At 72.1% G+C, this 23,693-nt stretch carries 21 protein-coding genes and 2 tRNA genes; 14 read left to right on the top strand and 9 right to left on the bottom strand.

All coding sequences use genetic code 11. The annotated features are described in order from the left end of the window. From OG272_RS19170 to OG272_RS19150, 5 genes are all read left to right on the top strand, one after another. Positions 1–1,626: a beta-N-acetylhexosaminidase gene (locus OG272_RS19170; RefSeq protein WP_327729472.1), complete on the top strand. Its 1,626-nt coding sequence runs from the start codon at positions 1–3 to the stop codon at positions 1,624–1,626. 285 nt (positions 1,627–1,911) lie between these two features. Then, positions 1,912–2,805: an FAD binding domain-containing protein gene (locus OG272_RS19165; protein WP_326582437.1), complete on the top strand. Its 894-nt coding sequence runs from the start codon at positions 1,912–1,914 to the stop codon at positions 2,803–2,805. Then, entirely contained in the window at positions 2,802–4,715 is a 1,914-nt protein-coding gene (locus OG272_RS19160; protein WP_405894170.1) for a 2Fe-2S iron-sulfur cluster-binding protein, read from the top strand. The genes OG272_RS19165 and OG272_RS19160 overlap by 4 nt, the downstream gene beginning before the upstream one ends. Further along, the gene (locus OG272_RS19155) at positions 4,712–7,027 is read left to right on the top strand and encodes a molybdopterin cofactor-binding domain-containing protein (protein WP_327729474.1); all 2,316 of its coding nucleotides are present in this window, start codon (positions 4,712–4,714) and stop codon (positions 7,025–7,027) included. The genes OG272_RS19160 and OG272_RS19155 overlap by 4 nt, the downstream gene beginning before the upstream one ends. 203 nt (positions 7,028–7,230) lie before the next feature. Next, positions 7,231–7,827: an SUKH-4 family immunity protein gene (locus tag OG272_RS19150; RefSeq protein WP_328223205.1), complete on the top strand. Its 597-nt coding sequence runs from the start codon at positions 7,231–7,233 to the stop codon at positions 7,825–7,827. Between the two features lie 59 nt (positions 7,828–7,886). On the opposite strand, the gene OG272_RS19145 is transcribed toward OG272_RS19150, so the two are convergent. Both OG272_RS19145 and OG272_RS19140 read right to left on the bottom strand, forming a co-directional pair. Beyond that, positions 7,887–7,961: transfer RNA gene (locus tag OG272_RS19145), tRNA-Cys, on the bottom strand. A 25-nt stretch (positions 7,962–7,986) separates the two neighbouring features. Beyond that, positions 7,987–8,084: transfer RNA gene (locus OG272_RS19140), tRNA-OTHER, on the bottom strand. A 212-nt stretch (positions 8,085–8,296) separates the two neighbouring features. Between OG272_RS19140 and OG272_RS19135 the strand changes: the two genes are divergently transcribed. The 5 genes from OG272_RS19135 (at position 8,297) to OG272_RS19115 (ending at position 13,505) form a co-directional block, all read left to right on the top strand. Next, entirely contained in the window at positions 8,297–9,871 is a 1,575-nt protein-coding gene (locus tag OG272_RS19135) for an MFS transporter (RefSeq protein ID WP_328223204.1), read from the top strand. Between the two features lie 42 nt (positions 9,872–9,913). Then, positions 9,914–10,114 carry a CopG family transcriptional regulator gene (locus tag OG272_RS19130; protein WP_327729476.1) on the top strand — a complete coding sequence of 67 codons (201 nt, stop codon included), beginning with the start codon at positions 9,914–9,916 and terminating at the stop codon, positions 10,112–10,114. Then, complete coding sequence (locus tag OG272_RS19125) at positions 10,111–10,500, top strand: type II toxin-antitoxin system death-on-curing family toxin (RefSeq protein ID WP_327729477.1); 390 nt, start codon at positions 10,111–10,113, stop codon at positions 10,498–10,500. The genes OG272_RS19130 and OG272_RS19125 overlap by 4 nt, the downstream gene beginning before the upstream one ends. Before the next feature lie 160 nt (positions 10,501–10,660). After that, complete coding sequence (locus OG272_RS19120; protein ID WP_326582445.1) at positions 10,661–12,454, top strand: DEAD/DEAH box helicase; 1,794 nt, start codon at positions 10,661–10,663, stop codon at positions 12,452–12,454. A 409-nt stretch (positions 12,455–12,863) separates the two neighbouring features. Then, complete coding sequence (locus OG272_RS19115; RefSeq protein ID WP_326582446.1) at positions 12,864–13,505, top strand: helix-turn-helix domain-containing protein; 642 nt, start codon at positions 12,864–12,866, stop codon at positions 13,503–13,505. A gap of 27 nt (positions 13,506–13,532) precedes the next feature. On the opposite strand, the gene OG272_RS19110 is transcribed toward OG272_RS19115, so the two are convergent. Continuing rightward, positions 13,533–14,369, bottom strand: coding sequence for an alpha/beta hydrolase (locus OG272_RS19110; RefSeq protein ID WP_327729478.1), 837 nt, complete (start codon positions 14,367–14,369; stop codon positions 13,533–13,535). Positions 14,370–14,484: 115 nt separating this feature from the next. Here OG272_RS19110 and OG272_RS19105 point away from each other — a divergent pair, with 115 nt between their 5' ends. Together OG272_RS19105 and OG272_RS19100 are read left to right on the top strand one after the other, a co-directional pair. Continuing rightward, positions 14,485–14,961, top strand: a complete 477-nt coding sequence (locus tag OG272_RS19105; RefSeq protein WP_327729479.1) for a MarR family winged helix-turn-helix transcriptional regulator — start codon at positions 14,485–14,487, stop codon at positions 14,959–14,961. A 117-nt stretch (positions 14,962–15,078) separates the two neighbouring features. Further along, positions 15,079–15,846, top strand: coding sequence for a S16 family serine protease (locus OG272_RS19100; protein WP_405894166.1), 768 nt, complete (start codon positions 15,079–15,081; stop codon positions 15,844–15,846). A gap of 100 nt (positions 15,847–15,946) precedes the next feature. Here OG272_RS19100 and OG272_RS19095 read toward each other — a convergent pair whose 3' ends face one another. The 5 genes from OG272_RS19095 to OG272_RS19075 all read right to left on the bottom strand — a co-directional run bounded on the left by OG272_RS19095 (position 15,947) and on the right by OG272_RS19075 (position 20,524). Continuing rightward, on the bottom strand, positions 15,947–16,906 hold the full coding sequence (locus OG272_RS19095) for a glycine betaine ABC transporter substrate-binding protein (protein WP_327729480.1): 960 nt from the start codon (positions 16,904–16,906) through the stop codon (positions 15,947–15,949). Next, positions 16,903–17,772: an ABC transporter permease gene (locus OG272_RS19090; RefSeq protein ID WP_405896037.1), complete on the bottom strand. Its 870-nt coding sequence runs from the start codon at positions 17,770–17,772 to the stop codon at positions 16,903–16,905. Before OG272_RS19090 ends, OG272_RS19095 begins: the two co-directional genes overlap by 4 nt. Before the next feature lie 350 nt (positions 17,773–18,122). Beyond that, positions 18,123–19,361, bottom strand: a complete 1,239-nt coding sequence (locus tag OG272_RS19085; RefSeq protein ID WP_405894164.1) for an ABC transporter ATP-binding protein — start codon at positions 19,359–19,361, stop codon at positions 18,123–18,125. After that, a complete protein-coding gene (locus tag OG272_RS19080) occupies positions 19,354–20,001 on the bottom strand; it encodes an ABC transporter permease (RefSeq protein ID WP_326582453.1) in 648 nt (215 codons plus the stop codon). Before OG272_RS19080 ends, OG272_RS19085 begins: the two co-directional genes overlap by 8 nt. 52 nt (positions 20,002–20,053) lie before the next feature. Beyond that, complete coding sequence (locus OG272_RS19075; protein ID WP_326582454.1) at positions 20,054–20,524, bottom strand: Lrp/AsnC family transcriptional regulator; 471 nt, start codon at positions 20,522–20,524, stop codon at positions 20,054–20,056. Between the two features lie 123 nt (positions 20,525–20,647). On the opposite strand from OG272_RS19075, the gene hppD reads away from it, so the two are divergent. After that, the gene (gene hppD / locus OG272_RS19070; protein ID WP_326582455.1) at positions 20,648–21,802 is read left to right on the top strand and encodes a 4-hydroxyphenylpyruvate dioxygenase; all 1,155 of its coding nucleotides are present in this window, start codon (positions 20,648–20,650) and stop codon (positions 21,800–21,802) included. A 123-nt stretch (positions 21,803–21,925) separates the two neighbouring features. After that, the gene (locus OG272_RS19065) at positions 21,926–22,126 is read left to right on the top strand and encodes a hypothetical protein (protein ID WP_405894161.1); all 201 of its coding nucleotides are present in this window, start codon (positions 21,926–21,928) and stop codon (positions 22,124–22,126) included. 100 nt (positions 22,127–22,226) lie between these two features. Here OG272_RS19065 and OG272_RS19060 read toward each other — a convergent pair whose 3' ends face one another. Then, on the bottom strand, positions 22,227–23,621 hold the full coding sequence (locus OG272_RS19060; RefSeq protein WP_405894160.1) for a tetratricopeptide repeat protein: 1,395 nt from the start codon (positions 23,619–23,621) through the stop codon (positions 22,227–22,229). Between the last annotated feature and the right edge of the window lie 72 nt (positions 23,622–23,693).

Below are 23,693 nucleotides of genomic sequence, written 5' to 3'. Positions count from 1 at the left end.
GTGAGTGAACTGATTCCCGCGCCCGGCCGCGTCGACGCCGGTCCCGGCGAGGTACGGCTGACGGCGCACTCCCGGCTCCACGCCCGCACCGGGACCGAGGGCGTCGGCCACTGGCTGCGCACCGTCCTGCGGGAGGCCACCGGGCTGCCGCTGCGCGAGGCGGGGGAGCTCGACGACACCGACGAGGACGGCATCGGGCTCCGACTCGACCCCGGGCTCGGCCCCGAGGAGTACCGCCTCGTCAGCGACTCGTCCGGCGTCCTCGTCGAGGGCGGCGGCCCGGCCGGTGTCTTCTGGGGCGCCCAGACACTGCGCCAGCTCCTCGGCCCCGACGCGTACCGCAGGGCCCCGCTCCGGCGCGACCGCGCCTGGGCCGTGCCGCACGTCACGATCGAGGACGCCCCCCGGTTCGGCTGGCGCGGCCTCATGCTGGACGTCGCCCGGCACTTCATGCCCAAGGACCAGGTGCTGCGCTACCTCGACCTGATGGCCGCGCACAAACTCAACGTCCTCCACTTCCACCTGACGGACGACCAGGGCTGGCGGATCGAGATCGAGCGGTACCCCCGGCTGACGGAGGTCGGCTCCTGGCGGGCGCGCACGAAAATCGGCCACAGGGCGTCACCCCTCTGGGAGGAGAAGCCGCACGGCGGCCACTACACCCGGGACGACATCCGGGAGATCGTCGCCTACGCCGCCGAGCGGCATATCACCGTCGTCCCCGAGATCGACGTACCGGGGCACTCGCAGGCCGCCATCGCCGCGTATCCGGAACTCGGCAACACCGATGTCGTCGACACGACCTCCCTCACCGTCTGGGACACCTGGGGCGTCAACAAGAACGTACTCGCCCCCACCGACACCACCCTGCGCTTCTACGAGGGGGTGTTCGAGGAAGTCCTGGAGCTGTTCCCGTCGGCCTTCGTACACATCGGCGGCGACGAGTGCGCCAAGGACCAGTGGAGGGAGTCGGCCACCGCGCAGGCCCGCATCCGGGAGCTGAGGCTCGCCGACGAGGACGAGCTGCAGGCGTGGTTCGTCCGGCACTTCGACAACTGGCTGACCACGCGCGGGCGTCGCCTGATCGGATGGGACGAGATCCTGGAGGGCGGCCTGGCTCCGGGGGCGGCCGTGTCGTCCTGGCGGGGCTACGGAGGTGGCATCACGGCGGCCCGGGCGGGCCACGACGTGGTCATGTGCCCCGAGCAGCAGGTGTATCTGGACCACCGTCAGGACGGCGGCCCCGACGAGCCGGTGCCGATCGGCTTCGTACGCACCCTGGAGGATGTCTTCCGGTTCGAGCCGGTTCCACCGGAGTTGACGCCCGACGAGGCACGGCATGTGCTGGGCACCCAGGCCAATGTGTGGACCGAGGTGATGGAGGATCCCGCACGCGTGGACTACCAGACGTTCCCGCGCCTGGCGGCCTTCGCCGAGGTGGCCTGGAGCCGGCTTCCGGCCCCCGCCGAGCGTGACTTCGCCGACTTCGAGCGCCGGATGGCGGCCCACTACGCGCGACTCGACGCCCTGGGGGTCGGTTATCGGCCGCGTTCGGGGCCGCGTCCGTGGCAGCGGCGGCCCGGTGTGCTCGGACGTCCGATCGAGGGGACGCCCCCGAACGTGTGAGGCGACCGCGAAGCCGTAGGTCCGAAAGCGCGTGCCCTGCGACGGTGGCCGCACGGGGAACGAGAGCACAAGAGGCGTAAAAGGCACCGAAAGTGTCAATGTGCCTCTATGGGTGATGCCGTGCCAAAACGGACCATATCTCGAGTGAGGGGGCGAATGCCTCCTAGCGGACCCCCGCGTTCGGGCCTCGCGAGAATGTGCCAGAGTTGCCACGTCCGCCCTGTCAGCACGTACGGTACGGCAACACAGGCGGACCAGGTGGGGCAGCGGGAAGGGGCAGCCGGTTTGACCACGCACGCACCGCAGGCGGCGCAGGCCGTGACCCTGCCCGGCTCGCTGGACGAGGCCGTGGCGGCTCTCGCCGCCATGCCCTGGGCGGTTCCGGTGGCGGGCGGCACGGACCTCATGGCCGCGGTCAACTCCGGACAGCTCAGGCCTGCCGCGCTGGTCGGGCTCGGCAAGATCAGCGAGATCCGCGGCTGGCAGTACCAGGACGGACACGCCCTGCTGGGCGCCGGACTGACGCACGCGCGGATGGGGCGCCCGGACTTCGCGGCGCTCATTCCGGCGCTCGCCGCCTCCGCGCGCGCCGCCGGACCACCACAGATCCGCAACGCCGGCACCCTCGGCGGCAACATCGCGACGGCCGCCCCCACCGGGGACGCGCTGCCCGTGCTCGCCGCCCTGGAGGCCACGCTGATCATCGCGGGCCCGGGCGGGGCCCGCCGTGAGATGCCCGTCTCCCATCTGCTGGCCGGGATGGAGATGCTGCGCCCCGGCGAACTCATCGGCTTCGTGCGGGTGCCGCTGCTGCACGCGCCCCAGGTCTTCCTGAAGGCCACCGGGCGCACCGGCCCCGGCCGCGCGGTGGCCTCCGTCGCCCTCGTCCTCGATCCCGCCCGGCGCGGGGTGCGGTGCGCCGTCGGAGCCATAGCGCCGATGCCGCTGCGGCCCCTGGACGCCGAGGCCTGGGTCGGCCGGCTGATCGACTGGGACGGCGAGCGCACCCTCGTGCCCGAGGCGCTGCAGGCCTTCGGCGAGTACGTCGCGGCCGCCTGCATCCCGGACCCGGCCCCCGAGGTCGACGGCTCCGTACCACCGCTACCGCCCGCCGTACTGCACCTGCGGCGCACCGTCGCCGCGCTGGCCCGACGAGCACTGGGGAGGGCACTGTCGTGACCGACGACCAGCACGGAGAGGGCACCCCGCAGCAGGGGGGCCAGGGCGGCTGGGAGCGGCTGCCGCAGGGCGACTACGACGACGGCGCCACCACCTTCGTACAGCTCCCCGAGGGGGGCATCGACGCGCTCCTCGCCGCCGACAGCCCGCTCGCGGCGCCCGGCCACGGCTATGTGCCGCCGCAGATAGCGGCGAACGCCACGGCCCACACCGCCGGAACCGACCCGTCCGTCCCGGGCACGTGGGCGATGCCGGCCGGGGGTGCCCAGTGGCACGACCCGAACGCCGGGCAGCCGCAGCCCCCGACGCAGGACGGGTTCACGTACAACCCCGGCTCGACCGGGCAGTGGACGTTCGAGGAGCCGGCCGCGCAGGAAGGCACCGCTCCCGGTCACGACGTGACCGGCGAGTGGTCGATTCCGGTCGCCGGGGGTGATCTTCCGGACGAATCCGGTGAGTTCAGCACGTCGGCCCTGGTCGAGCAGTGGGGCGGCACCCCGCCCGCCACGCTCCCCGGCGGAGCCGCAGCGCCCTGGGCGACGGAGGAGATCGGCACGGCGTGGACCGCGCCGCCGCCCCCGGCCGAGGAGCGCGGACCCGAGGACCGTACGGCGGGGGAGAGCGCGACCGGCGCTGCCCCGGACGCCCCTGGGGAGCCCTCCACGGCCCCTGGGGAGGCGTACGCCGGTGCCGCCCCCGAGAGCCCCGGGGAGGCCCCGGAAGCCGCCCAGGAGCCCGCTGAGCCGGTCGGCGAGGGCGACGCGGAGCCCGAGGGCCCCGAGAGGCCCGAGGAGCAGGAGGCGGCCCCTGAGGCACCCGAGGCCGCCGGGGGCGACCCGGCACCGGCCGACGAGCCCGCCCCCACCCCGCCCCCGCACGACGACCACCCGCTCGCCTCGTACGTCCTGCGCGTCAACGGCACCGACCGGCCCGTCAGCGACGCCTGGATCGGCGAGTCGCTGCTCTACGTGCTGCGCGAGCGGCTCGGCCTCGCGGGCGCCAAGGACGGCTGCTCGCAGGGCGAGTGCGGCGCCTGCAACGTGCAGGTCGACGGCCGGCTCGTGGCGTCCTGCCTGGTCCCCGGCGTCACCGCCGCGGGCAGCGAGGTGCGCACCGTCGAAGGCCTCGCCGCCGACGGCCGGCCCTCGGACGTGCAGCGGGCCCTCGCCAGGTGCGGCGCCGTGCAGTGCGGTTTCTGCGTGCCCGGCATGGCGATGACCGTGCACGACCTCCTGGAGGGCAACCCCGCCCCCACCGACCTGGAGACCCGCCAGGCGCTCTGCGGCAACCTGTGCCGCTGCTCCGGCTACCGGGGTGTCCTGGCGGCCGTCCGCGACGTCGTCGCCGAACGCGAGGCGCACTCGGCCGCGGGCAACGAGGCCGCCGCGGACACCGACGAGGCACGCATCCCGCACCAGGCGGGCCCCGGCGCCGGCGGCGTCAACCCGGCGGCGTACGACTCCCAGGGAGCACCCCCGCCGGCACCGCACGACCCCGACCGGTCCTACGGCGGCCAGGGGCTGTCGTTCGCCGGCCCGGACGACTCCTACGGCGGCCAGGGCCAGTCCTTCGCCGGCCCGGGAGACACCTACGGCGGCCAGGGCCAGTCCTTCGCCGGCCCGGGAGACACCTACGGCGGCCAGGGTCAGTCGTTCGCCGGCCCGGACGACTCCTACGGCGGCCAGGGCCAGTCCTTCGCCGGCCCGGGAGACACCTACGGCGGTCAAGGCCAGTCCTTCGCCGGCCCGGACGACTCCTACGGCGGTCAAGGCCAGTCCTTCACCGGTCAGGGTGATACCTACGGCGGCCAGGGCCAGTCGTTCGCCGGTCCGGACGACTCGTACGGCGGGCAGGACGACTCGTACGGCGGTCAGGGCCGGTCGTTCGGCCAGGACGGAGGCCAGGCGTGAGCAACGAAACCGTCATCGCGACCCCTGCGGGCCCCGGCGACAGCGCGCCCGCCCCCGAGCAGTTGCCGCACGGCCTGGGCGCGTCCCTGCCGTCCGCCGACTCCCGGGCCAAGTCGGAGGGCACCTTCCCGTACGCGGCCGACCTGTGGGCCGAGGGCCTGCTGTGGGCCGCCGTGCTCCGCTCGCCGCACCCGCACGCGCGCATCGTGTCCATCGACACGTCCCACGCGCGCGAGATGCCCGGCGTACGGGCCGTCGTCACCCACGAGGACGTGCCGGGCGTCTCCCTGCACGGCCGCGGCAAGGCCGACCGCCCCCTGTTCGCCTCCGAGGTCGTACGCCACCACGGCGAGCCCATCGCGGCCGTCGCCGCCGACCACCCCGACACCGCGCGGATGGCCGCCGCCGCCGTCATCGTCGAGTACGAGGTGCTCGACCCGGTGATCGACCCCGAACAGGCCTTCGAGGCCGAGCCGCTGCACCCCGACGGCAACCTGATCCGCCACATCCCGCTGCGCCACGGCGACCCGAACGCGGCCGGTGAGATCGTCGTCGAGGGCCAGTACCGCATCGGCCGCGCCGACCCGGCCCCCGTCGGCGCCGAGGCCGGCCTCGCCGTGCCCCGCCCCGACGGCGGCGTCGAGCTGTACGTGGCCTCCACCGACCCGCACACCGACCGCGACGCGGCCGCCGCCTGCTACGGCCTGGCCCCCGACCGCGTCAAGATCGTCGTCACCGGTGTCCCCGGCGCCACCGCCGACCGCGAGGACCAGGGCTTCCAGCTCCCGCTCGGCCTCCTCGCGCTGAAGACCGGCTGCCCGGTCAAGCTGACGGCCACCCGCGAGGAATCCTTCCTGGGCCACGCCCACCGGCACCCCACCCTGTTGCGCTACCGCCACCACGCGGACGCCGAGGGCAGACTGATCAAGGTCGAGGCGCAGATCCTGCTCGACGCGGGCGCGTACGCCGACACCTCGTCGGAGGCGCTGGCCGCCGCCGTCTCGTTCGCCTGCGGCCCGTACGTCGTCCCGAACGCCTTCATCGAGGGCTGGGCGGTACGCACCAACAACCCGCCCTCCGGCCATGTGCGCGGCGAGGGCGCCATGCAGGTCTGCGCCGCGTACGAGGCCCAGATGGACAAGCTCGCGAAGAAGCTGGGCATCGACCCGGCGGAACTGCGCATGCGCAACGTGATGTCCACGGGTGACGTGCTGCCGACGGGCCAGTCGGTGACCTGCCCGGCCCCCGTCGCCGAACTCCTCCAGGCCGTCCAGGAGTTCCCGCTCCCCGGCCTGCCCAAGGACACCCCCGAGGAGGAGTGGCTGCTGCCCGGCGGCCCCGAGGGCGCGGGCGAGCCGGGTGCCGTCCGCCGAGGCGTCGGCTATGGCCTCGGGATGGTCCACATGCTCGGTGCCGAGGGCGCGGACGAGGTCTCCACGGCCACCGTGAAGGTCCACGACGGCATCGCCACCGTCCTGTGCGCCGCCGTCGACACCGGCCAGGGCTTCTCCACCCTCGCCCGGCAGATCGTCCAGGAGACCCTGGGCATCGACGAGGTCCACATCGCCCAGGTCGACACCGACCAGCCCCCGGCGGGCCCGAGCTGCCGAGGCCGCCACACGTGGGTCTCCGGCGGCGCGGTCGAGCGAGCGGCGAAGATGGTCCGCACGCAGCTGCTCCAGCCCCTGGCCCACAAGTTCGGCATGTCCACGGAACTGCTGCAGATCACCGACGGCAAGATCACGTCGTACGACGGTGTCCTGTCGACCACGGTCGCGGAGGCGTTGGACGGCAAGGAACTCTGGGCCACCGCCCAGTGCCGCCCGCACCCCACCGAGCCGCTGGACGGCGCCGGCCAGGGCGACGCGTTCGTGGGCCTGGCGTTCTGCGCGATCCGCGCGGTCGTGGACGTCGACATCGAACTCGGCTCCGTACGGGTCGTGGAGCTGGCCGTCGCCCAGGACGTCGGCCGGATCCTCAACCCGACGCAACTCGTGGCGCGTATCGAGGCGGGCGTCACCCAGGGCGTGGGCGTGGCCCTCACGGAGAACCTGCGCACCCCCCGAGGCCTGATCCGCCACCCCGACCTCACCGGCTACGCCCTGCCCACCGCCCTCGACGCCCCCGACATCCAGATCGTCAAACTGGTGGAGGAACGGGACGTCGTGGCCCCCTTCGGCGCGAAGGCGGCCAGCGCGGTACCGGTGGTCACGTCACCGGCGGCCATCGCGGCGGCCGTACGGGCGGCCACGGGACGCCCCGTCAACCGCCTGCCGATCCGGCCGCAGGCGGCGGTGGTGACGGGGGCGTAGAGCCCCTGGCACAGCTGCTGACGTAGCCCTTCGGCAGCCCCTCGGTAGCCCCGGGGACAGCCCCTGAGGTGCGTGTTCGCGCGTACGTCGGGCGTTGTCAGTGGGGCGGCGTAAGGTTCTTGGCAGTGGGGACGACGACCGCTCGGCGGTGCGGGGCTCCTCGCTGGGGGAAGCACGCTGCGCACCATGTGCCGGGGGGAGCCATGAGCACAATGACGATGGGGACAATGGGCCTGACGGACCTGAACGACCTGAACGATCTGACCCACTTGAACGACCTGGCGGTGCTGACCGGGGGACCGGTCACGCGCTCCGGACTGGCGCTGGACCTGCCCGCCAGGCTGCTGGACGAGGAGTTCGGCCAGAGCGCGGTGTGGCGCTTCGAGGACTTCGACTTCCCGGCCACGCTCACCCACGAGCCGACCCGGCGCTTCCTGCGGGACATGGGGCTGCCCGAGGACCACGGCTTCTTCCAGCTGGACACGGACATCCCGCTGCCGACCCTCGCCGAGTACTACGCGGACGAACGTCCCGGCGAGTTCGCCCTCGAGCGACTCCCGGCCGGAGCGGCCCACCTGATCCGCCTCGGCCACTTCGTCGAGGGCAACAGCCTCGTCGTCGACGGCACCACCGGCGCGATCCTCAACTGGAGCGAGCGCGAGTCGACCCTCTGTCCCCTCGACGCCGACATCTCCACCCTCGCCTTCACCCTCTGGCTCCTCCACCGCGAGAAGCACGAGGGAACCGCCGCGGGCTGCTGGGTGGAGACACTGCGCAACAGGGCCTGCGCGGACCTCTGAGACCGCCGGGCACACAAGGATGGCCGACCACTGAGAAGCGGTCGGCCATCACACCGTGCTGGAGGCCGTGGCGGGAATCGAACCCACGTAACTCGCTTTGCAGGCGAGCCCCTGAACCACTCGGGCACACGGCCGTTCTCGTGTTCGTTTGTCCTTCCACAGCCGTGGCGGGAATCGAACCCACGTAACTCCCCGCGAGCGGAGCTCGCTGATGGATGCAGTGCAGGCGAGTCCCTGAACCACTCGGGCACACGGCCGGGTCGGGAGTGGCGGGGTTGTGGTGCCCGTCGCTCCGAACTCGATGTGTAGACCGTAGGCGGGGCTCGGGTGGGGGCTCAAGGGGTGCGGGGGTGCTGCAACGGGACTGCCATACGCCGTTCATGAACGGCGGGGCGTACGACGAAAGTCCCAGGTGGTGGGGGACTCCGGACAGGGGCGAATGTCGGTGGTGCCTCTTACGCTGGCGGGCATGGCCGACTCCGAAGCGCGTGGCACGGGCGTCACGCGGACCCCTGACCCGCCCGTGGCTCCCGACGGTGAGGAGAGCGTGCTGAGCCGCTCCTACCGGGGGCTGAGTATCGGGATCGTCTCGGTCGTGCTGCTGATCGCGTTCGAGGCCATGGCGGTCGGCACGGCCATGCCGGTCGCGGCGCGGGAGTTGGACGGGATCTCGGCGTACGGGTTCGCGTTCTCGGCGTACTTCACGACGAGCCTGTTCGGGATGGTGCTGGCGGGGCAGTGGTCGGACCGGCGGGGGCCGTTGGGGGCGCTGACGGCGGGGATCGGTGGCTTCGCGGCCGGTCTGGTGCTGTCGGGGACCGCCGGGGTGATGTGGCTGTTCGTCCTCGGCCGGGCCGTGCAGGGGCTCGGCGGCGGGCTGGTGATCGTCGCGCTGTACGTGGTGGTCGGGCGCGCGTATCCGGAGCGGCTGCGGCCGTCGATCATGGCGGCCTTCGCGGCGAGTTGGGTCGTCCCGTCCGTGGTCGGCCCGCTCGTCTCGGGCGCGGTGACGGAACAGCTGGGCTGGCGCTGGGTGTTCGTGGGCATTCCGGTGCTGGTGGTGCTGCCGTTGGGGCTGGCGCTGCCGCAGATACGGCGAAGGGCCTCCGGGCCGGTGAAGACGGCGGGAGCGGAGGGAGCGGCGGGAGCGGAGGGAGCGGAGAGGACGGCGGGGGCGGAGGGGACGGCGGCGCGGGGCGACTCCTCCTCCTCTGACGCCGCCTCTTCTTCCTCCGCCTCTTCTTCCTCCTCCTTCGACCGTCGCCGCATCCGGCTCGCCTTCGGTATCTCGCTCGGGGCCGCGCTGTTGCAGTACGCGGCGCAGGATCTGCGGTGGTGGTCGGTGGTGCCGGCGGTCGCGGGCGCCGGGCTGCTGGTGCCGGCCGTGCTGGGGCTGTTGCCACGGGGGACGTATCGGGCGGTGCGGGGGCTGCCGTCGGTGGTGTTGTTGCGCGGGGTGGCGGCGGGGTCGTTCATCGCGGCCGAGTCGTTCGTGCCGTTGATGCTGGTGACGCAGCGGGGGCTGTCGCCGACGCTCGCCGGGTTCTCGCTCGCGGCGGGTGGGGGGACCTGGGCGCTGGGGTCGTGGGTGCAGGCGCGGGCGCGGGTGGAGCCGTACCGGGAGCGGTTGATGACGCTGGGGATGGTGCTGGTCGCGGCGGCGATCACCACGCTGCCGGGGGTGCTGATCGACTCCGTCCCGGTGTGGATCGTGGCCGTCGCGTGGGCCTTCGGGTGCTTCGGGATGGGGCTCGTCATCTCCTCCACCAGCGTGCTTCTGCTCCATCTCTCCGCCCCCGAACAGGCCGGTACCAACTCCGCCGCCCTCCAGATCTCGGACGGCCTCTCCAACGCCCTTCTCCTCGCCGCGGGGGGCGCCGCCTTCGCCGCGCTGGGCGGCGGTACGGTCGCCCACACGACCGGCACCACGGCCTCCGGTGCCGGTTCGCACCCGGTCGCCTTCGTCGCGGTGTTCCTGCCGATGGCGGGGGTGGCGCTGGTGGGGGCTTGGGTGACCACGCGGTTGCGAGCCATCTCCATCTAAGAGTGGTACCACTTTGACCCCTGTCGATGGTACCGTTTTGGTATGGCTATGAACCTGCGTCTTCGTGACGATCAGACCGAAGCTCTGAAGCTGCGTGCCGACGAGGAGGGCACAAGCATGCACGCCATACTGCTCAAGGCGGTGGATGACTACCTGGCCAGGACGGCTCATGAGGCCCTTGTGCGAAAGGCCGCCAAGGAGCAGACCGTCAAGTGGGCCGAGCTGTTGGAGCGGCTCAAGTGACATGCGTCTATCTGTCGGCCGAGGACGTCCTGGCCATCGCCGAGCTTGCCGTCGATGACCAGGACGTTGTCGTTCGGGACGCGGGCCTGTTGGAATCGGCCGTGCATCGCCCCTCTGCCTCGATGTTCGGGCAGGAGGCGTACACCGACCTGTTCGGGAAGGCGGCGGCCCTCCTGCAGTCGCTCGTGATCAACCATCCCCTGGTCGACGGCAACAAGCGCACGGCCTGGACATCCTGTGTCGTCTTTCTCGCCATGAACGACGTGCAGCTCCGGCCGGACATCGACGCTGCCGAACGCCTTGTGATCGCCGTGGCCACCGGTGACGTGGATGAGGTCAAGGTCATCTCCGAGGCTCTGCGGGAGCTTGCCGAGCAGCCGATGTGAGCTGAGTCCCACCTGCGGGCGACCCGGCCCCCTTCGCGCGTTGACGGAACCGGGTCGCCGGTAGGGTGGCCCGGTTGTCATACGTGGCCGAGGTGTCCGAGTCGCTGCGCGAGTCGCCCTGGGCTGCCCGCCGAGCCGCTCGACCCCCAGACCGGAGACCGTGACTACTACCGCCGCCTCCTCGAACCACCACCTCTCGCCCGCCTTTCCCGGCCGTGCCCCCTGGGGTACCGCCAGCAAGCTGCGTGCCTGGCAGCAGGGGGCGATGGAGAGGTACATCCAGGAGCAGCCACGTGACTTCCTCGCGGTCGCGACGCCGGGCGCCGGGAAGACCACCTTCGCGCTGACGCTCGCGTCCTGGCTGCTGCACCACCATGTCGTGCAGCAGGTGACGGTCGTGGCGCCCACCGAGCATCTGAAGAAGCAGTGGGCCGAGGCCGCGGCGCGGATAGGGATCAAGCTGGACCCGGAGTACAGCGCGGGGCCGCTCAGCAAGGAGTACGACGGGGTCGCGGTCACGTACGCGGGTGTGGGCGTGCGCCCCATGCTGCACCGCAACCGCAGCGAGCAGCGCAAGACCCTCGTGATCCTCGATGAGATCCACCACGCGGGAGACAGCAAATCCTGGGGCGAGGCCTGCCTGGAGGCCTTCGAGCCCGCCACCCGGCGGCTCGCGCTCACCGGTACGCCGTTCCGTTCCGACACCAACCCCATCCCCTTCGTGACGTACGAGGAGGGGATGGACGGGATCCGGCGGTCGTCCGCCGACTACACCTACGGATACGGCAACGCGCTCGCCGACCACGTCGTGCGGCCCGTCATCTTCCTCTCCTACAGCGGCAACATGCGCTGGCGGACCAAGGCGGGGGACGAGATCGCCGCGCGCCTCGGCGAGCCCATGACCAAGGACGCGGTCAGCCAGGCCTGGCGTACCGCCCTCGATCCGCGCGGCGAGTGGATGCCGAGCGTGCTGCGCGCCGCCGACCAGCGGCTCACCGAGGTCAGGAAGGGCATCCCGGACGCCGGCGCCCTGGTCATCGCCACCGACCAGGACTCCGCCCGCGCCTACGCCAAGCTGATCCGCGAGATCACGGGGACGAGCGCGACGGTCGTCCTCTCCGACGACTCGGGCGCCTCGAACCGTATCGACGAGTTCAGCGCCGGCACCGACCGGTGGATGGTCGCCGTGCGGATGGTGTCCGAGGGCGTCGACGTGCCCCGGCTGGCCGTGGGGGTCTACGCCACCACCATCTCCACCCCGCTCTTCTTCGCCCAGGCCGTCGGACGTTTCGTACGGTCCCGGCGGCGCGGCGAGACCGCGTCCGTGTTCCTGCCGACCATCCCCGACCTGCTCACCTTCGCCAACGAGATGGAGGTGGAGCGGGACCACGCCCTCGACAAGCCGAAGAAGGAGGGCGAGGAGGACCCGTACGCCGAGGAGGACAAGCTCCTGGCGGAGGCGGAGCGGGAGCAGGACGAGGACACCGGCGACCAGGACATGCTGCCGTTCGAGGCGCTGGAGTCCGACGCCGTGTTCGACCGGGTCATGTACAACGGCGCCGAGTTCGGCATGCAGGCCCACCCCGGGAGCGAGGAGGAGCAGGACTACCTCGGGATTCCGGGGCTCCTGGAGCCCGACCAGGTGCAGTTGCTGCTCCAGAAGCGGCAGGCCCGCCAGATCGCGCACAGCCGCAAGAAGCCGGACGCCGAAGCCGACCTGGTGGAGCTGCCGGCCGAACGACGGCCCGTCGTCACCCACAAGGAGCTGCTTGAGCTGCGGAAACAGCTCAACGGCATGGTCGGCGCGTACTCCCATCAGACCGGCAAGCCGCACGGTGTCATCCACACCGAGGTGCGGCGGGTGTGCGGCGGACCGCCGAGTGCCGAGGCCACGGCGGGGCAGCTGCGGCAGCGGATCGCCAAGGTGCAGGAGTGGGCCACCCGGATGAAGTGACGTGACGTCCCGGGGAGCGAGCAAGCAAGCGGGCGGGCGGGCATGCGAGCGGGCGGGGGGCATGCGAGCGGGCGGGCGGGCATGCGAGCGGGCGGGTCAGGGCAGAGCACGCTCCGGGGAGTGCGCTCTGCGCGGTGCGCCCGTACATAGCGTCACAAATCGAAGTAGTCCGTACCGGTCACTGCCCGGATTCTGGACGGAGTCTTCCGCTCAGCGAACCCGCTCGTCTACTGTCCCGCTACGCACACGCCCCGTGGCAGCGCCGCCGCGGAGCGCAGCCGTGAAGCGACTCCGCCCGGATCATCCGGGTTCAGCCGATCGGCGGCCTCTGTAGCGCGTCGCCGACGGGACCGGTGACGCATCAGCCGTGACAGGGGTCGCCGCCCTCACCCAAGAAGGAGTGGGCGTCGTGACCGCGGAGACCTCTCAGACGCTTGATCGGGGACTGCGTGTCCTCAAGCTGCTCGCCGACACCGATCACGGGCTGACCGTCACCGAGCTGTCCAACAAGCTCGGGGTCAACCGGACCGTTGTGTACCGCCTGCTCGCCACCCTGGAGCAGCACTCCCTCGTACGACGTGACCTGGGCGGACGTGCCCGGGTGGGGCTGGGGGTGCTGCGGCTCGGGCGGCAGGTGCATCCGTTGGTGCGGGAAGCCGCGCTGCCCGCGTTGCGGTCGTTGGCCGAGGACATAGGGGCGACCGCCCATCTCACGCTCGTCGACGGGACCGAGGCGTTGGCCGTCGCGGTCGTCGAGCCGACGTGGACGGACTACCACGTGGCGTACCGGGCCGGGTTCCGGCACTCGCTGGACCGGGGTGCAGCGGGGCGGGCGATTCTGTCGGGCCGGCAGCAGCCGGGGGACTGGCCGGGGTACGCGCTCACGCACGGGGAACTGGAGGCGGGGGCCAGCGGGGCCGCCGCGCCGCTGCTCGGGGTGACGGGGGTCGAGGGCAGCGTGGGGGTCGTCATGCTCGCCGACGTGGTGCCGGAGCGGGTCGGGCCGCGTGTCATGGACGCGGCCCGAGAGGTGGCCGACGCGTTGCGGTGAGCGGGTCGGCCGTCGGCGGCCCGCGGGTCATGCCAGGGCGTCCAGGGTGTCCAGCCAGTCCAGCAGGTGTTTGTTGAAGATGTCCGGCTGCTCCATGTTGACGTAGTGGGCGGTGCCCTCGACGGAGATGGCCCGGCCCTCGCCGGCGACCGTGCCGACCAGGCGTTCGGCCATGGCGATGAGGTCCGGGGCGTCCAGGGCGCCGTTGATGGCGAGGGTGGGGGCGGTGATGGTGGCGGCGCGGGCCCAGGTGTCGGTCACCGGGACGTGCCAGTCCGTCTCGCCGACGGTGTGCTTGGCGGCGGTGGCGCGGCTCATCTCCCGTACGCGCCGCACGACGTCGGGGTCCACGTCGTCGACCGCGCGGTGCGGGCCCGCGACGGCCTCGCCGACCACGTCGAGCCAGCCCTCGATGTCGCCGGACATCAGCGTGCCGTAGTACCGGGCGACGCTGTCCTTGGTCCAGGGGTCCGTGTGCTCGGGCTCGCTGGTCCCGACGCCGCTGACGACGAGGGCGCGTACGAGTTCGGGGTGCTCCAGTGCCGTGTCGACGGCCGTGCCCCCGCCCATCGACATGCCGATCAGGACCGCCGGGCCGGTGTCCAGGTGACGCAGCAGCGCGGCGAGGTCGTCGGTGAGGCGGAACGGCCTGCTGGCGTTGGCGGAGGCCCCGTGCCCTCGGGCGTCCGGCGTGATGACGCGGTGGCCGGCCGCCAGGGCGGGCACCAGATCGCGCCACATGCGGTGGTCGGTGAAGCTGCCGTGCAGCAGCGCGAGCGGGGTGCCCGAACCGACGTCCTGATAGGCGAGCGGACCGTCGTCGGACAGGAATGTGCGCGTGAGGGCCTGCGAGGCATCTGTCATGACAACTAGGGTGTCATGTTGGAGGGGTGGATGACAACCAGGTTGTCATTCTGCCCGCGGCGGAGTCCCGCAGGGGAGCGTGGAAGAGAATGATGCGGTGACAGAGAACGATGCGGTGACAGAGAACGATGAACCGCTGCCGCCCGACGCGCTCGCCGGGCGGCTGTCCGAGGTGTTCGCCGTCCTCGGTCCCCTCTACCGGCGGACGACCCGCGCGCTGGAGCTGAAGGAGCGGAAGGAGGGGTTCCCCGTCGGCGTACGCGCCGTCCTGGAGCTGTTGCGCATGGGCGGGAGACCCATGACCGTGCCCCAGATGGGACGGACACTGGCGCTGAGCAGGCAGTTCGTGCAGCGGATGGTCAACGAGGCGGCGGGGCAGGACCTCGTCGAGGCCATCCCGAACCCCGCGCACCAGCGGTCCTCCCTGATCCGGATCACCGACACCGGCCGGGCGACCATCGACGCTCTGGTCGCCCGGGAGAGGCTCCTGCTGGAGCGGGCCGGCGGTGATCTGACGGGGGCCGACGTCGACGCCTGCCTACGGGTGCTGACGCATCTCCTCGCGCTCTTCGAGGACGTGGACGTCAACTGAGGCCCGGCCGACGCGCTGCCTCGGCCCCGCCCCCGGGCACCACCGCCCCCTGGCCGGAAGGACCCCTCACGTTAGATTGATCCCGTGCTCTCTCGTCTCTCCAGCCTTTCGCGTCCCGTGGCCGTAGCCGCATACGCCCTGCCCGTCGTGGGGCTGCTCGCCACGGCGGTGTTCGCGCCGTTGCCGTTCTCCGTGGCGCAGCCGGGGATGACGGCGAACGTGCTCGGCGAGAACAAGGGGGAGCCGGTGATCACGATCAGCGGCGCGGAGGCCCGGAAGACCAGCGGTCAGCTGCGGATGACGACGATCGAGGCGACCGGTCCTGACGCCCGCGTCGGGCTCGGCGAGGTGATCGACAGCTGGTTCCGCACGGACCAGGCCGTGATGCCGCGCGACGCGGTCTATCCCAGCGGTGACACCGCCGAGGAGATCCAGGAGTACAACGAGGCGGAGATGAAGGAGTCCCAGGACACGGCCACCGAGGCGGCCCTCGCCTACCTCGGCGAGCACTCCGACGACATCGAGGTCACCCTGCGCCTCGCCGATGTCGGCGGCCCCAGCGCGGGCCTGCTCTTCTCCCTCGGCATCGTCGACAAGCTCGACGGCGACGGCAGCGGCGGTGACCTCACGGGCGGCCGCGTCATCGCCGGTACGGGGACCATCGACCCGGAGGGCCGGGTCGGCGCGGTCGGCGGGGTCACCCTCAAGACCCAGGCCGCCCACCGTGACGGCGCGACCGTCTTCCTCGTCCCCAAGGCCGAGTGCGCGGACGCGAAGGCCGAACTGCCCAAGGGGCTGCGGCTCATCCCGGTGACGACCCTGAAGGGCGCGGTCGGCTCGCTCGTGGCGCTGGAGACGGGCAAGGGATCCGTACCCGGCTGCTGACCGGGGACTGAGGACCGCTGATCGCTGATCGCTGATCGCAGACCGCAGACCGCAGACCGCGGACTGCTGACCGATGGAGCCGTACGGAGTAGCCCGGGGGTCACCCCTCCTGTACGAACCCCTCCGCCACCATCCACTCCAACGCCACCCGGTGCGGATCCTCCCCGTCCACGTCCACCCTGGCGTTCAGCTCGCGCGCCACGTCGTTGTTCAGCTTCTTCGTGATGGGCGCGAGGACGTCGGCGATCTCCGGCCACTCCTTCAGCGTCGCGGAGTTGATCTCGGGGGCCGCGTTGTAGTGGGGGAAGAACCTCCGGTCGTCGGCCATCACCGCGAGCTTCATCGACGCGATGCGCCCGTCGGTCGTGTAGACCTCCCCGAACAGGCAGCTCCCCTTGGCCGCCTGGGTGTAGATGATCCCGCTGTCCATCTGCGTGATGTTCCCGGTGGGCAGGCTCATCCCGTACGCCTTCTGCATGCCGGGCAGCCCGTCCGCGCGGTGGGCGAACTCGCTCTCCACGCACAGGGTGACGGCCTCGGGCTCCTTCGCCGCCAGCACGGCCACGTCGGAGAGGGTCTTCGTGCCGTACGCCTTGGAGTTGGCGCGGTTCAGGGCGAGGGCGTACGTGTTGTCGAGCGCGGAGGGCGGCAGCCAGGTCAGGCCGTTCTTCAGGTCGGCGTCACGCACCTCCTCCCACTGTCGGCGCGGGTCGGTGAGGGGGGTGCTGTTGCCCTGGTAGGTGATCCAGGCGGTGCCCGTGTACTCGTACATGGCGTCCGCGTCCCCGCTCCGCACCGCCTCCCGGGCGCCGAACGACCCCTGGATGCCGGTGCGGTCGAGCACCTCCGCGCCGGCCGCCTGGAAGGCGATGCCCATGACGGCGCCGAGGATCAGGTTCTCGGTGAAGTCCTTGGAGGTGACGGTCAGGTCGGCGCCCTCCAGCGGTCGGCCCCGGCCGACCGAGCCCGGCTGGACGTCGTCGGTCATCGGGGAACCGCTGGTCAGCCCGCAGCCGGCCACCAGCAGACTCCCCAGCAGCAGGGGCGCACGCCGGCTCATGAAGCCGCCTCCAGCCCCCGTGGCCGGAGCGCCAGTTCGGCCAGCGAGGCGAGCCAGTCGACCAGCAGGGCCAGGGTGACCGTGAGGATCGAGCCGAGCACGAGGACGGGCATGCGCTGGGTGGTGATGCCGGTCGTGATCAGTACGCCGAGGCCGCCGCCTCCGCCGAAGGTGGCGAGGGTCGCCGTGCCCACGTTCAGGACGAGAGCCGTGCGAACGCCCGCGAGGATCAGCGGTACGGCCAGGGGGAGTTCGACACGGGTGAGCACCTCCGCCGGGGACATGCCGATGCCCCGGGCGGCTTCGAGGAGGGTCGGGTCGTTCGCCTTCAGACCGGCGATCGTGTTGGCGAGGACGGGCAGGACGGCGTAGACGATCATGCCGATCAGGGCCGCCCTCCGGCCGATGCCGAGCCAGATCACCAGCAGGGCGAGCAGGCCGATGGCCGGGGTGGCCTGGCCCATGTTGGCGACGGTCAGGGCCACCGGGGTGGCCCTCCGGCACGCTTGCCTGGTCAGCAGGACGCCCAGTGGGATCGCGATGATCAGCACGAAGAAAGTGGAGATCGCGGTCAGCTGGATGTGCTGCCACAGGGCCTGCCCCACCTGCCCGTTCGACAGCGCGTTCACGGAGATCGCGTCCAGCTCGGCCTGCTGGAACCAGATCCAGGTGGCGAGGAGGACGACCACGAGGACGGAGGGCAGGAACGTCAGCTTCTGCCAGGTCACCCTGGGGGCGGGCGGCCTGTCCGGCGGCGGGGTCTCGTCGACGGGAGGCGCCGAACCCGGCGCGGACGGCCCGGCCGACGCGGGCGTGTCGGCCGACGCGGGCGTGTCGCCCGGCCCGGAGACGCCATCCGCGGTGATCGCCGAGCCTGCCTCGGCGGGGGTGGCGGTGGTCGTGTCGGTGGCGGTGGCCTTGATCGCGGATCTCACTTCGGCGGCGGCTCCGGTATCGGCGGCGGCTCCCGTATCGGCGCCGGTGGTCGCCCTGGTCGTGAGATCTGCCCCGGTAGGGGAGCCTGCTCCGGTCGGGGAGCCCGTTCCGGTTGCGGTGCCCATCTCGGTGGTGGAGCCTGCCCCGCTCGGGGAGCCCGCTCCGGTCGCGGAACCCATCTCTGTTGTGGAGGGCGTCCCGGTCGTGGGGCCCGCCCCAGTCGTGGAGCGCGCCCCAGCCGTGGGACCCGCGCCAGCCGTGGAGCCCGTCTCGGCAGCCGTCATAGCGCCCCCTTTTCTCTGTCGACCTCCTGCTCGGCGGGCGCCTGTCGGGCCAGGGTGTCCTCCAGCCCGTGCCGGTGTTCCGGTGCGTCCAGCCGGTCCGCCGCCAGCAGCCCGCGGACGGAGTGGAGCAGGGTCTCCGTGTCCAGGACGCCGGTGTACTGTCCGTGCGGGCCGGTGACGGCGACGCGCCCCGCGCTGTCGGTGAGCACGGCCTCCAGGGCGTCCCGCAGGGTGGCGTCGCCGGTGACGGTCCTGTGGACCGGGGTCCCGGCCCGCGCCGGCGACCCCGCGGCGCGCGTCAGGTCCCCGCGCCGCAGCCAACGGCACGGCCGTCCGCGCTCGTCGAGGAGCAGCACCTCGCCGGTGCCGCTCGCCCGCAGCCGCTCGACGATCCGTTGCGGCGGATCGCCCACGTCGGCCGTCGGACAGTCGGTCACCTCGACGTCCCGTACGCGCGTCAGGCCGAGCCGCCTCAGGGCGGCGCCCTCGCCCACGAAACCGGAGACGAAGTCGTCCGCCGGGCCGGCGAGGATCGCCTGCGGGGTGTCGAACTGCGCGATGTGCGACCGCTCCCGCAGGATCGCGATCCGGTCGCCGAGCTTGATCGCCTCGTCGACGTCATGGGTGACGAACACGATCGTCTTGTGCAGCTCGCGCTGGAGCCGGAGCAGCTCGTCCTGGAGGTGGTCGCGGGTGATCGGGTCCACCGCCCCGAACGGCTCGTCCATCAGCAGGACGGGCGGATCGGCGGCCAACGCCCGTGCCACGCCCACCCGTTGCTGCTGACCGCCGGAGAGCTGACGCGGATACCGGTCGCGGAACTCGCCCGGGTCGAGCCCCACCAGGTCCAGCATCTCCGCCACCCGCGCCCTGACCCGGGACGCCGACCAGCCGACCATCCTCGGCACGAGCGCGATGTTCTGGGCGACGGTCATGTGCGGGAAGAGACCGGACGACTGGATCGCGTAGCCCACCCTGCGCCGCAGCCTGACCGGATCGATACCGGTGACGTCCTCACCATTGATCCGGATGGAACCGCTGGACGGCTCGATCAACCTGTTGATCATCTTGAGCGTCGTCGACTTGCCGCACCCCGACGGCCCGACGAGCACGACGGTCTCGCCCGCGTCGATCCGCAGGGTGACGCCGTCGACGGAGGGCTGACGACTGCCCGGATACCGCTTGCCGAGGTCGACCAACTCGATGGTGGCCCCCGTCGTGCCGCTGTCAGCCACGGATCCCCCTCGGAATCGTCAGCCGCCCGATCAGCACATACGCGGCGTCGAACAATAGTGCGAGGACGACGATGCCGAGCGTGCCGGCGAGCACCTGGTTGAGCGCGTTCGCGCTGCCCAGCGAGGCGACACCGCGGAAGATCTCGTTGCCCAGGCCCGGCCCGGAGGCGTACGCGGCGATCGCGGCGATGCCCATCAGCATCTGTGTGGAGACCCGGATCCCGGTGAGAATCGGCGGCCAGGCGAGCGGCAGTTCGACCCGCAGCAGCCGCAGGGACCGGGACATCCCGATGCCCTTCGCCGCGTCCACCAGCGCCGGATCGACCCCGCGCAGGCCCACGATCGTGTTCCGTACGACCGGCAGCAGCCCGTACAGCGTCAGCGCGATCACCGTCGGGGCCACGCCCAGCCCCACCACCGGGACCAGCAGACCGATCATGGCGAGGGAGGGGATGGTCAGGAGGGTGGCGGTGGTGGTCGTGGCGAGCCCGGCGGCCCACTCCCGCCGGTAGGTGACGACCCCGATCAGCACGCCGACGGCCGTGGCCACGACCATGCACTGGAACACCGCGCCGGCCGTTTGATACGCGTCGAACAGCAGCTTCTCGCGATAGCTGCCGACGTACTCCCAGAAGCTCACCGGCACGCACCCCCAGGCTCGGCTAGGTCGTCGTCTCCCGGGCCCCGTCGGTTCACTCGTGGAGCGACGCCTGCTCCACCAGCGGGATGATCCGCAACGGAACGGGGTTCTCCATGACGATCGCCGTGGCGGCCCGGACGATGCCATCAAAACCGACGACCCGGTCGATCACCCGCTGGAGATCGGCGTTCGAACGGGCCACCAGCCGGCACAGCATGTCCCCGCTGCCGGTCGTCGTGTGCAGCTCCAGCACCTCCGGCACGGTCGCCAAGTGCGCCCGCACGTCGGCCCCTTGCCCCTGCCTGATCTGCAGCGTCGCGAACGCCGTGACCGGGTACCCGAGCGCGGCCGGGTCCACCTGGGGACCGAACCCGCGGATGACTCCATTCGACTGAAGCCGGTCGAGCCGGGCCTGCACCGTGCCCCGCGCGACCCCCAGCCGTCGTGACATCTCCAGCACCCCGATCCGCGGCTCCCGCGCGAGCAGGACGATCAGCCGCCCGTCCAGATGATCGATCGCCATGAGACCTCCCGGGATGGTCACCCTGTACAGAACCAGTTGGAGGATGGATTCTCCACTGGGCAGATTGTCCAGCAGAATCACGAACTGTTGCGCACCTTGTGGAGGCGGGTGGAGTCTGCGGCCATGGCAGCCACTTCCGCGCACACACGCGACATCCCCGACACCGCACGGCAGGCGGACCCCTTCCCGGTGAAGGGAATGGACGCCGTCGTCTTCGCCGTGGGCAACGCCAAGCAGGCCGCCCACTACTACTCCACCGCGTTCGGCATGCGCCTCGTCGCCTACGCCGGCCCCGAGACCGGCAGCCGCGAGACGGCGAGCTACGTCCTGGAGAACGGCTCGGCCCGTTTCGTCCTCACCTCCGTCGTCAAACCCGCCACCACCTGGGGGCACTTCCTCGCCGAGCACGTGGCCGAGCACGGCGACGGCGTCGTCGACCTCGCCATCGAGGTCCCGGACGCCCGCCGCGCGTACGCCTACGCCATCGAGCACGGCGCCCGTTCCGTCGCCGAGCCGTACGAGGTGAAGGACGAGCACGGCACGGTCGTCCTCGCCTCGATCGCCACCTACGGCACGACCCGGCACACCCTCGTCGAGCGCACCGGCTACGACGGCCCGTACCTCCCCGGCTACGTCGCCGCCGACCCCCTCGTCGAGCCGCCCGCCCACCGCACCTTCCAGGCCATCGACCACTGCGTCGGCAACGTCGAGCTCGGGCGCATGAACGAGTGGGTGGAGTTCTACAACCGGGTCATGGGCTTCACGAACATGAAGGAGTTCGTGGGCGACGACATCGCCACCGAGTACAGCGCGCTGATGTCGAAGGTCGTGGCGGACGGCACCCTGAAGGTCAAGTTCCCCATCAACGAGCCCGCCATCGCCAAGAAGAAGTCCCAGATCGACGAGTACCTGGAGTTCTACGGCGGCGCGGGCGTCCAGCACATCGCGCTCAACACGAACGACATCGTGCGCACGGTACGGACGATGCGCGCGGCCGGGGTGCAGTTCCTCAACACCCCCGACTCGTACTACGACACGCTGGGGGAGTGGGTCGGCGACACCCGTGTCCCCGTCGACACCCTCCGCGAACTCAAGATCCTCGCCGACCGGGACGAGGACGGGTACCTGCTCCAGATCTTCACCAAGCCGGTCCAGGACCGGCCGACGGTCTTCTTCGAGATCATCGAACGGCACGGGTCCATGGGCTTCGGCAAGGGCAACTTCAAGGCGCTGTTCGAGGCGATCGAGAGGGAGCAGGAGAAGCGCGGCAATCTGTGACCGGGCGCCTCACAGCCCGGGGGTGACTGCGCTCGGGCGACCGCGGATGGTTCGTGGTCGCTCGCGCAGTTCCCCGCGCCCCTGAAAGACCAGGCCCCTGCGGGCCTGGAAGACGACGGACCGGTGGGCCTGGAAGACGACAGGGCGGTGGGTCTGGAAGGCGACGGGCCGGTGGGTCTGGAAGGCGACCGGGCGGTGGGTCTGGAAGGCGACGGGCCGGTGGGTCTGGAAGGCGACCGGGCGGTGGGTCTGGAAGGCGACGGGCCGGTGGGTCTGGAAGGCGACCGGCCGGTGGGCCTGGAAGGCGACGGGGCGCCGGGGTGAAAAGCACGGGGCGCAGCCCCTGCTTTTCAGGGGCGCGGGGAACTGCGCGACCAGCCCCCACCGGACCCGCACCCGCCAACGCACAGGCACCCCCACCCCCTCACGCGAACCGCCGCCCCCCACCCACCGAGAAGTACGGATTGAGACGCCGCGCCTCGGCAAGATGCCGCCGGGCCGGGGCCGCCAGGCCCAACGCCCGCTCGATCACCCCCCGGTGACAGGCGTACGCCGCACTCCGCACCTCCCCACCCCGCGCCCGGTCCGTCGCCCGCCGCGCGAACCCCAGCGCCTCCTCGTCCTTCCCGGCCCGGTGCAGCGCCCACGCCAGCGCGTCCGCCACCCGCAGACCCGGCTGCCGTTCCCACTCGGCCCGGAGCACCCGCACGGCCACCTCCGGATCCCCGTGGTCCGCCTCCAGCGCCCCGAGGACGAGCGACTCGTTCACCCCGGCCCCGGCGGCCCGCGCCACCAGCGTGCGCACCACGCCGTACTGCTTCCGCGCCTCCCCGGCCCGCCCCAGCGACGCGTACAACTCGCCCAGCCGCAGCGCTACCTGGGCCGACGGCCGCCGTGACAGGGCCACCCGGTACGCCCGCACCCCCTGCGCCGTCCGCCCCAGCGCGGCCAGCGCCCGCCCCCGGCACGCATCGGCCTCCGGCTCGCTCCCGGCGGCTTCGCAGTACCGCAACGACTGCGCCGCCTCCCCCCGCTCCCAGGCCAGCTCCCCGGCCCGCACCCACCACGCGGCGGCCGCGGCCGACGGCCCCACGGGCGTCGTCTCCGAAGCCGCCGCATCGGCGATCGTGGTGGCCGCGTCCTCGCGTGCCCCCTGGTCCCAGTAGACCTGCGCGGCCCGCGCCCGCGCCGCCGGCCCGGAGTTCAGGGTGAGCAGCCTGCCCAGGGCCGCGCGGGCCGCTTTGTACCGGCCGAGCCCGTCGTACGCGTCGATGAGCAGGGCGTACGAGGTCCAGCGCTCCGGCGCCACCCGTACGGCCTCCTCGCCCCAGTGTTTCGCCGCCCGGAAGTCGCGGCGGGCGTTCGCGAGCGCGGCGAGGCCTTCGAGGGCGTCCACGTTGCCGGTCGGCCGCAGGCGCAGCGAGGTGCGCAGGGCGTTTTCGGCCTTCGGGTAGTCGGCGAAGGCGCCGGTACGGCGGGCCCGCTCGGTGTACGCCACGCCGAGCACGGCCCACGAGGTGTGATCACGCGGACGGTCCCGCACCCGGGCCTCACGTTCCCGGACGACCGAGGCCACCGTGGGCAACGCGGCGGGCGCCCCGGCCGTCATCACGGCCCGGGCCCGCCCCTCGGGCCCGGCCGCACCCACCACCCGGGCCGCCCGCCCGCCGCCGTCTCCGCCGCCACCGTCCCCGTCGCCCCCGTCCGGCGGCACCACCATCAGCACACCCCCGAGCACAAGACACCCGACGACCGCCCAGGCCACCCCCCGCCCCTGCCCCCACCGCCGGGCCGCCCGCTCCTCGTTCTCCACAGACATGCCGCTCACTGTGCGTCAATACGACGACCACATCCCGCACCCGAACGCTCGCGCCGACGGGTTCACACCGAT

Source organism: Streptomyces sp. NBC_00104 (genome assembly GCF_045160825.1).
Classification (GTDB): domain Bacteria; phylum Actinomycetota; class Actinomycetes; order Streptomycetales; family Streptomycetaceae; genus Streptomyces.
Note: the sequence above shows the minus strand (reverse complement) of the source record. Positions and strands in the feature narration are given on the sequence as shown.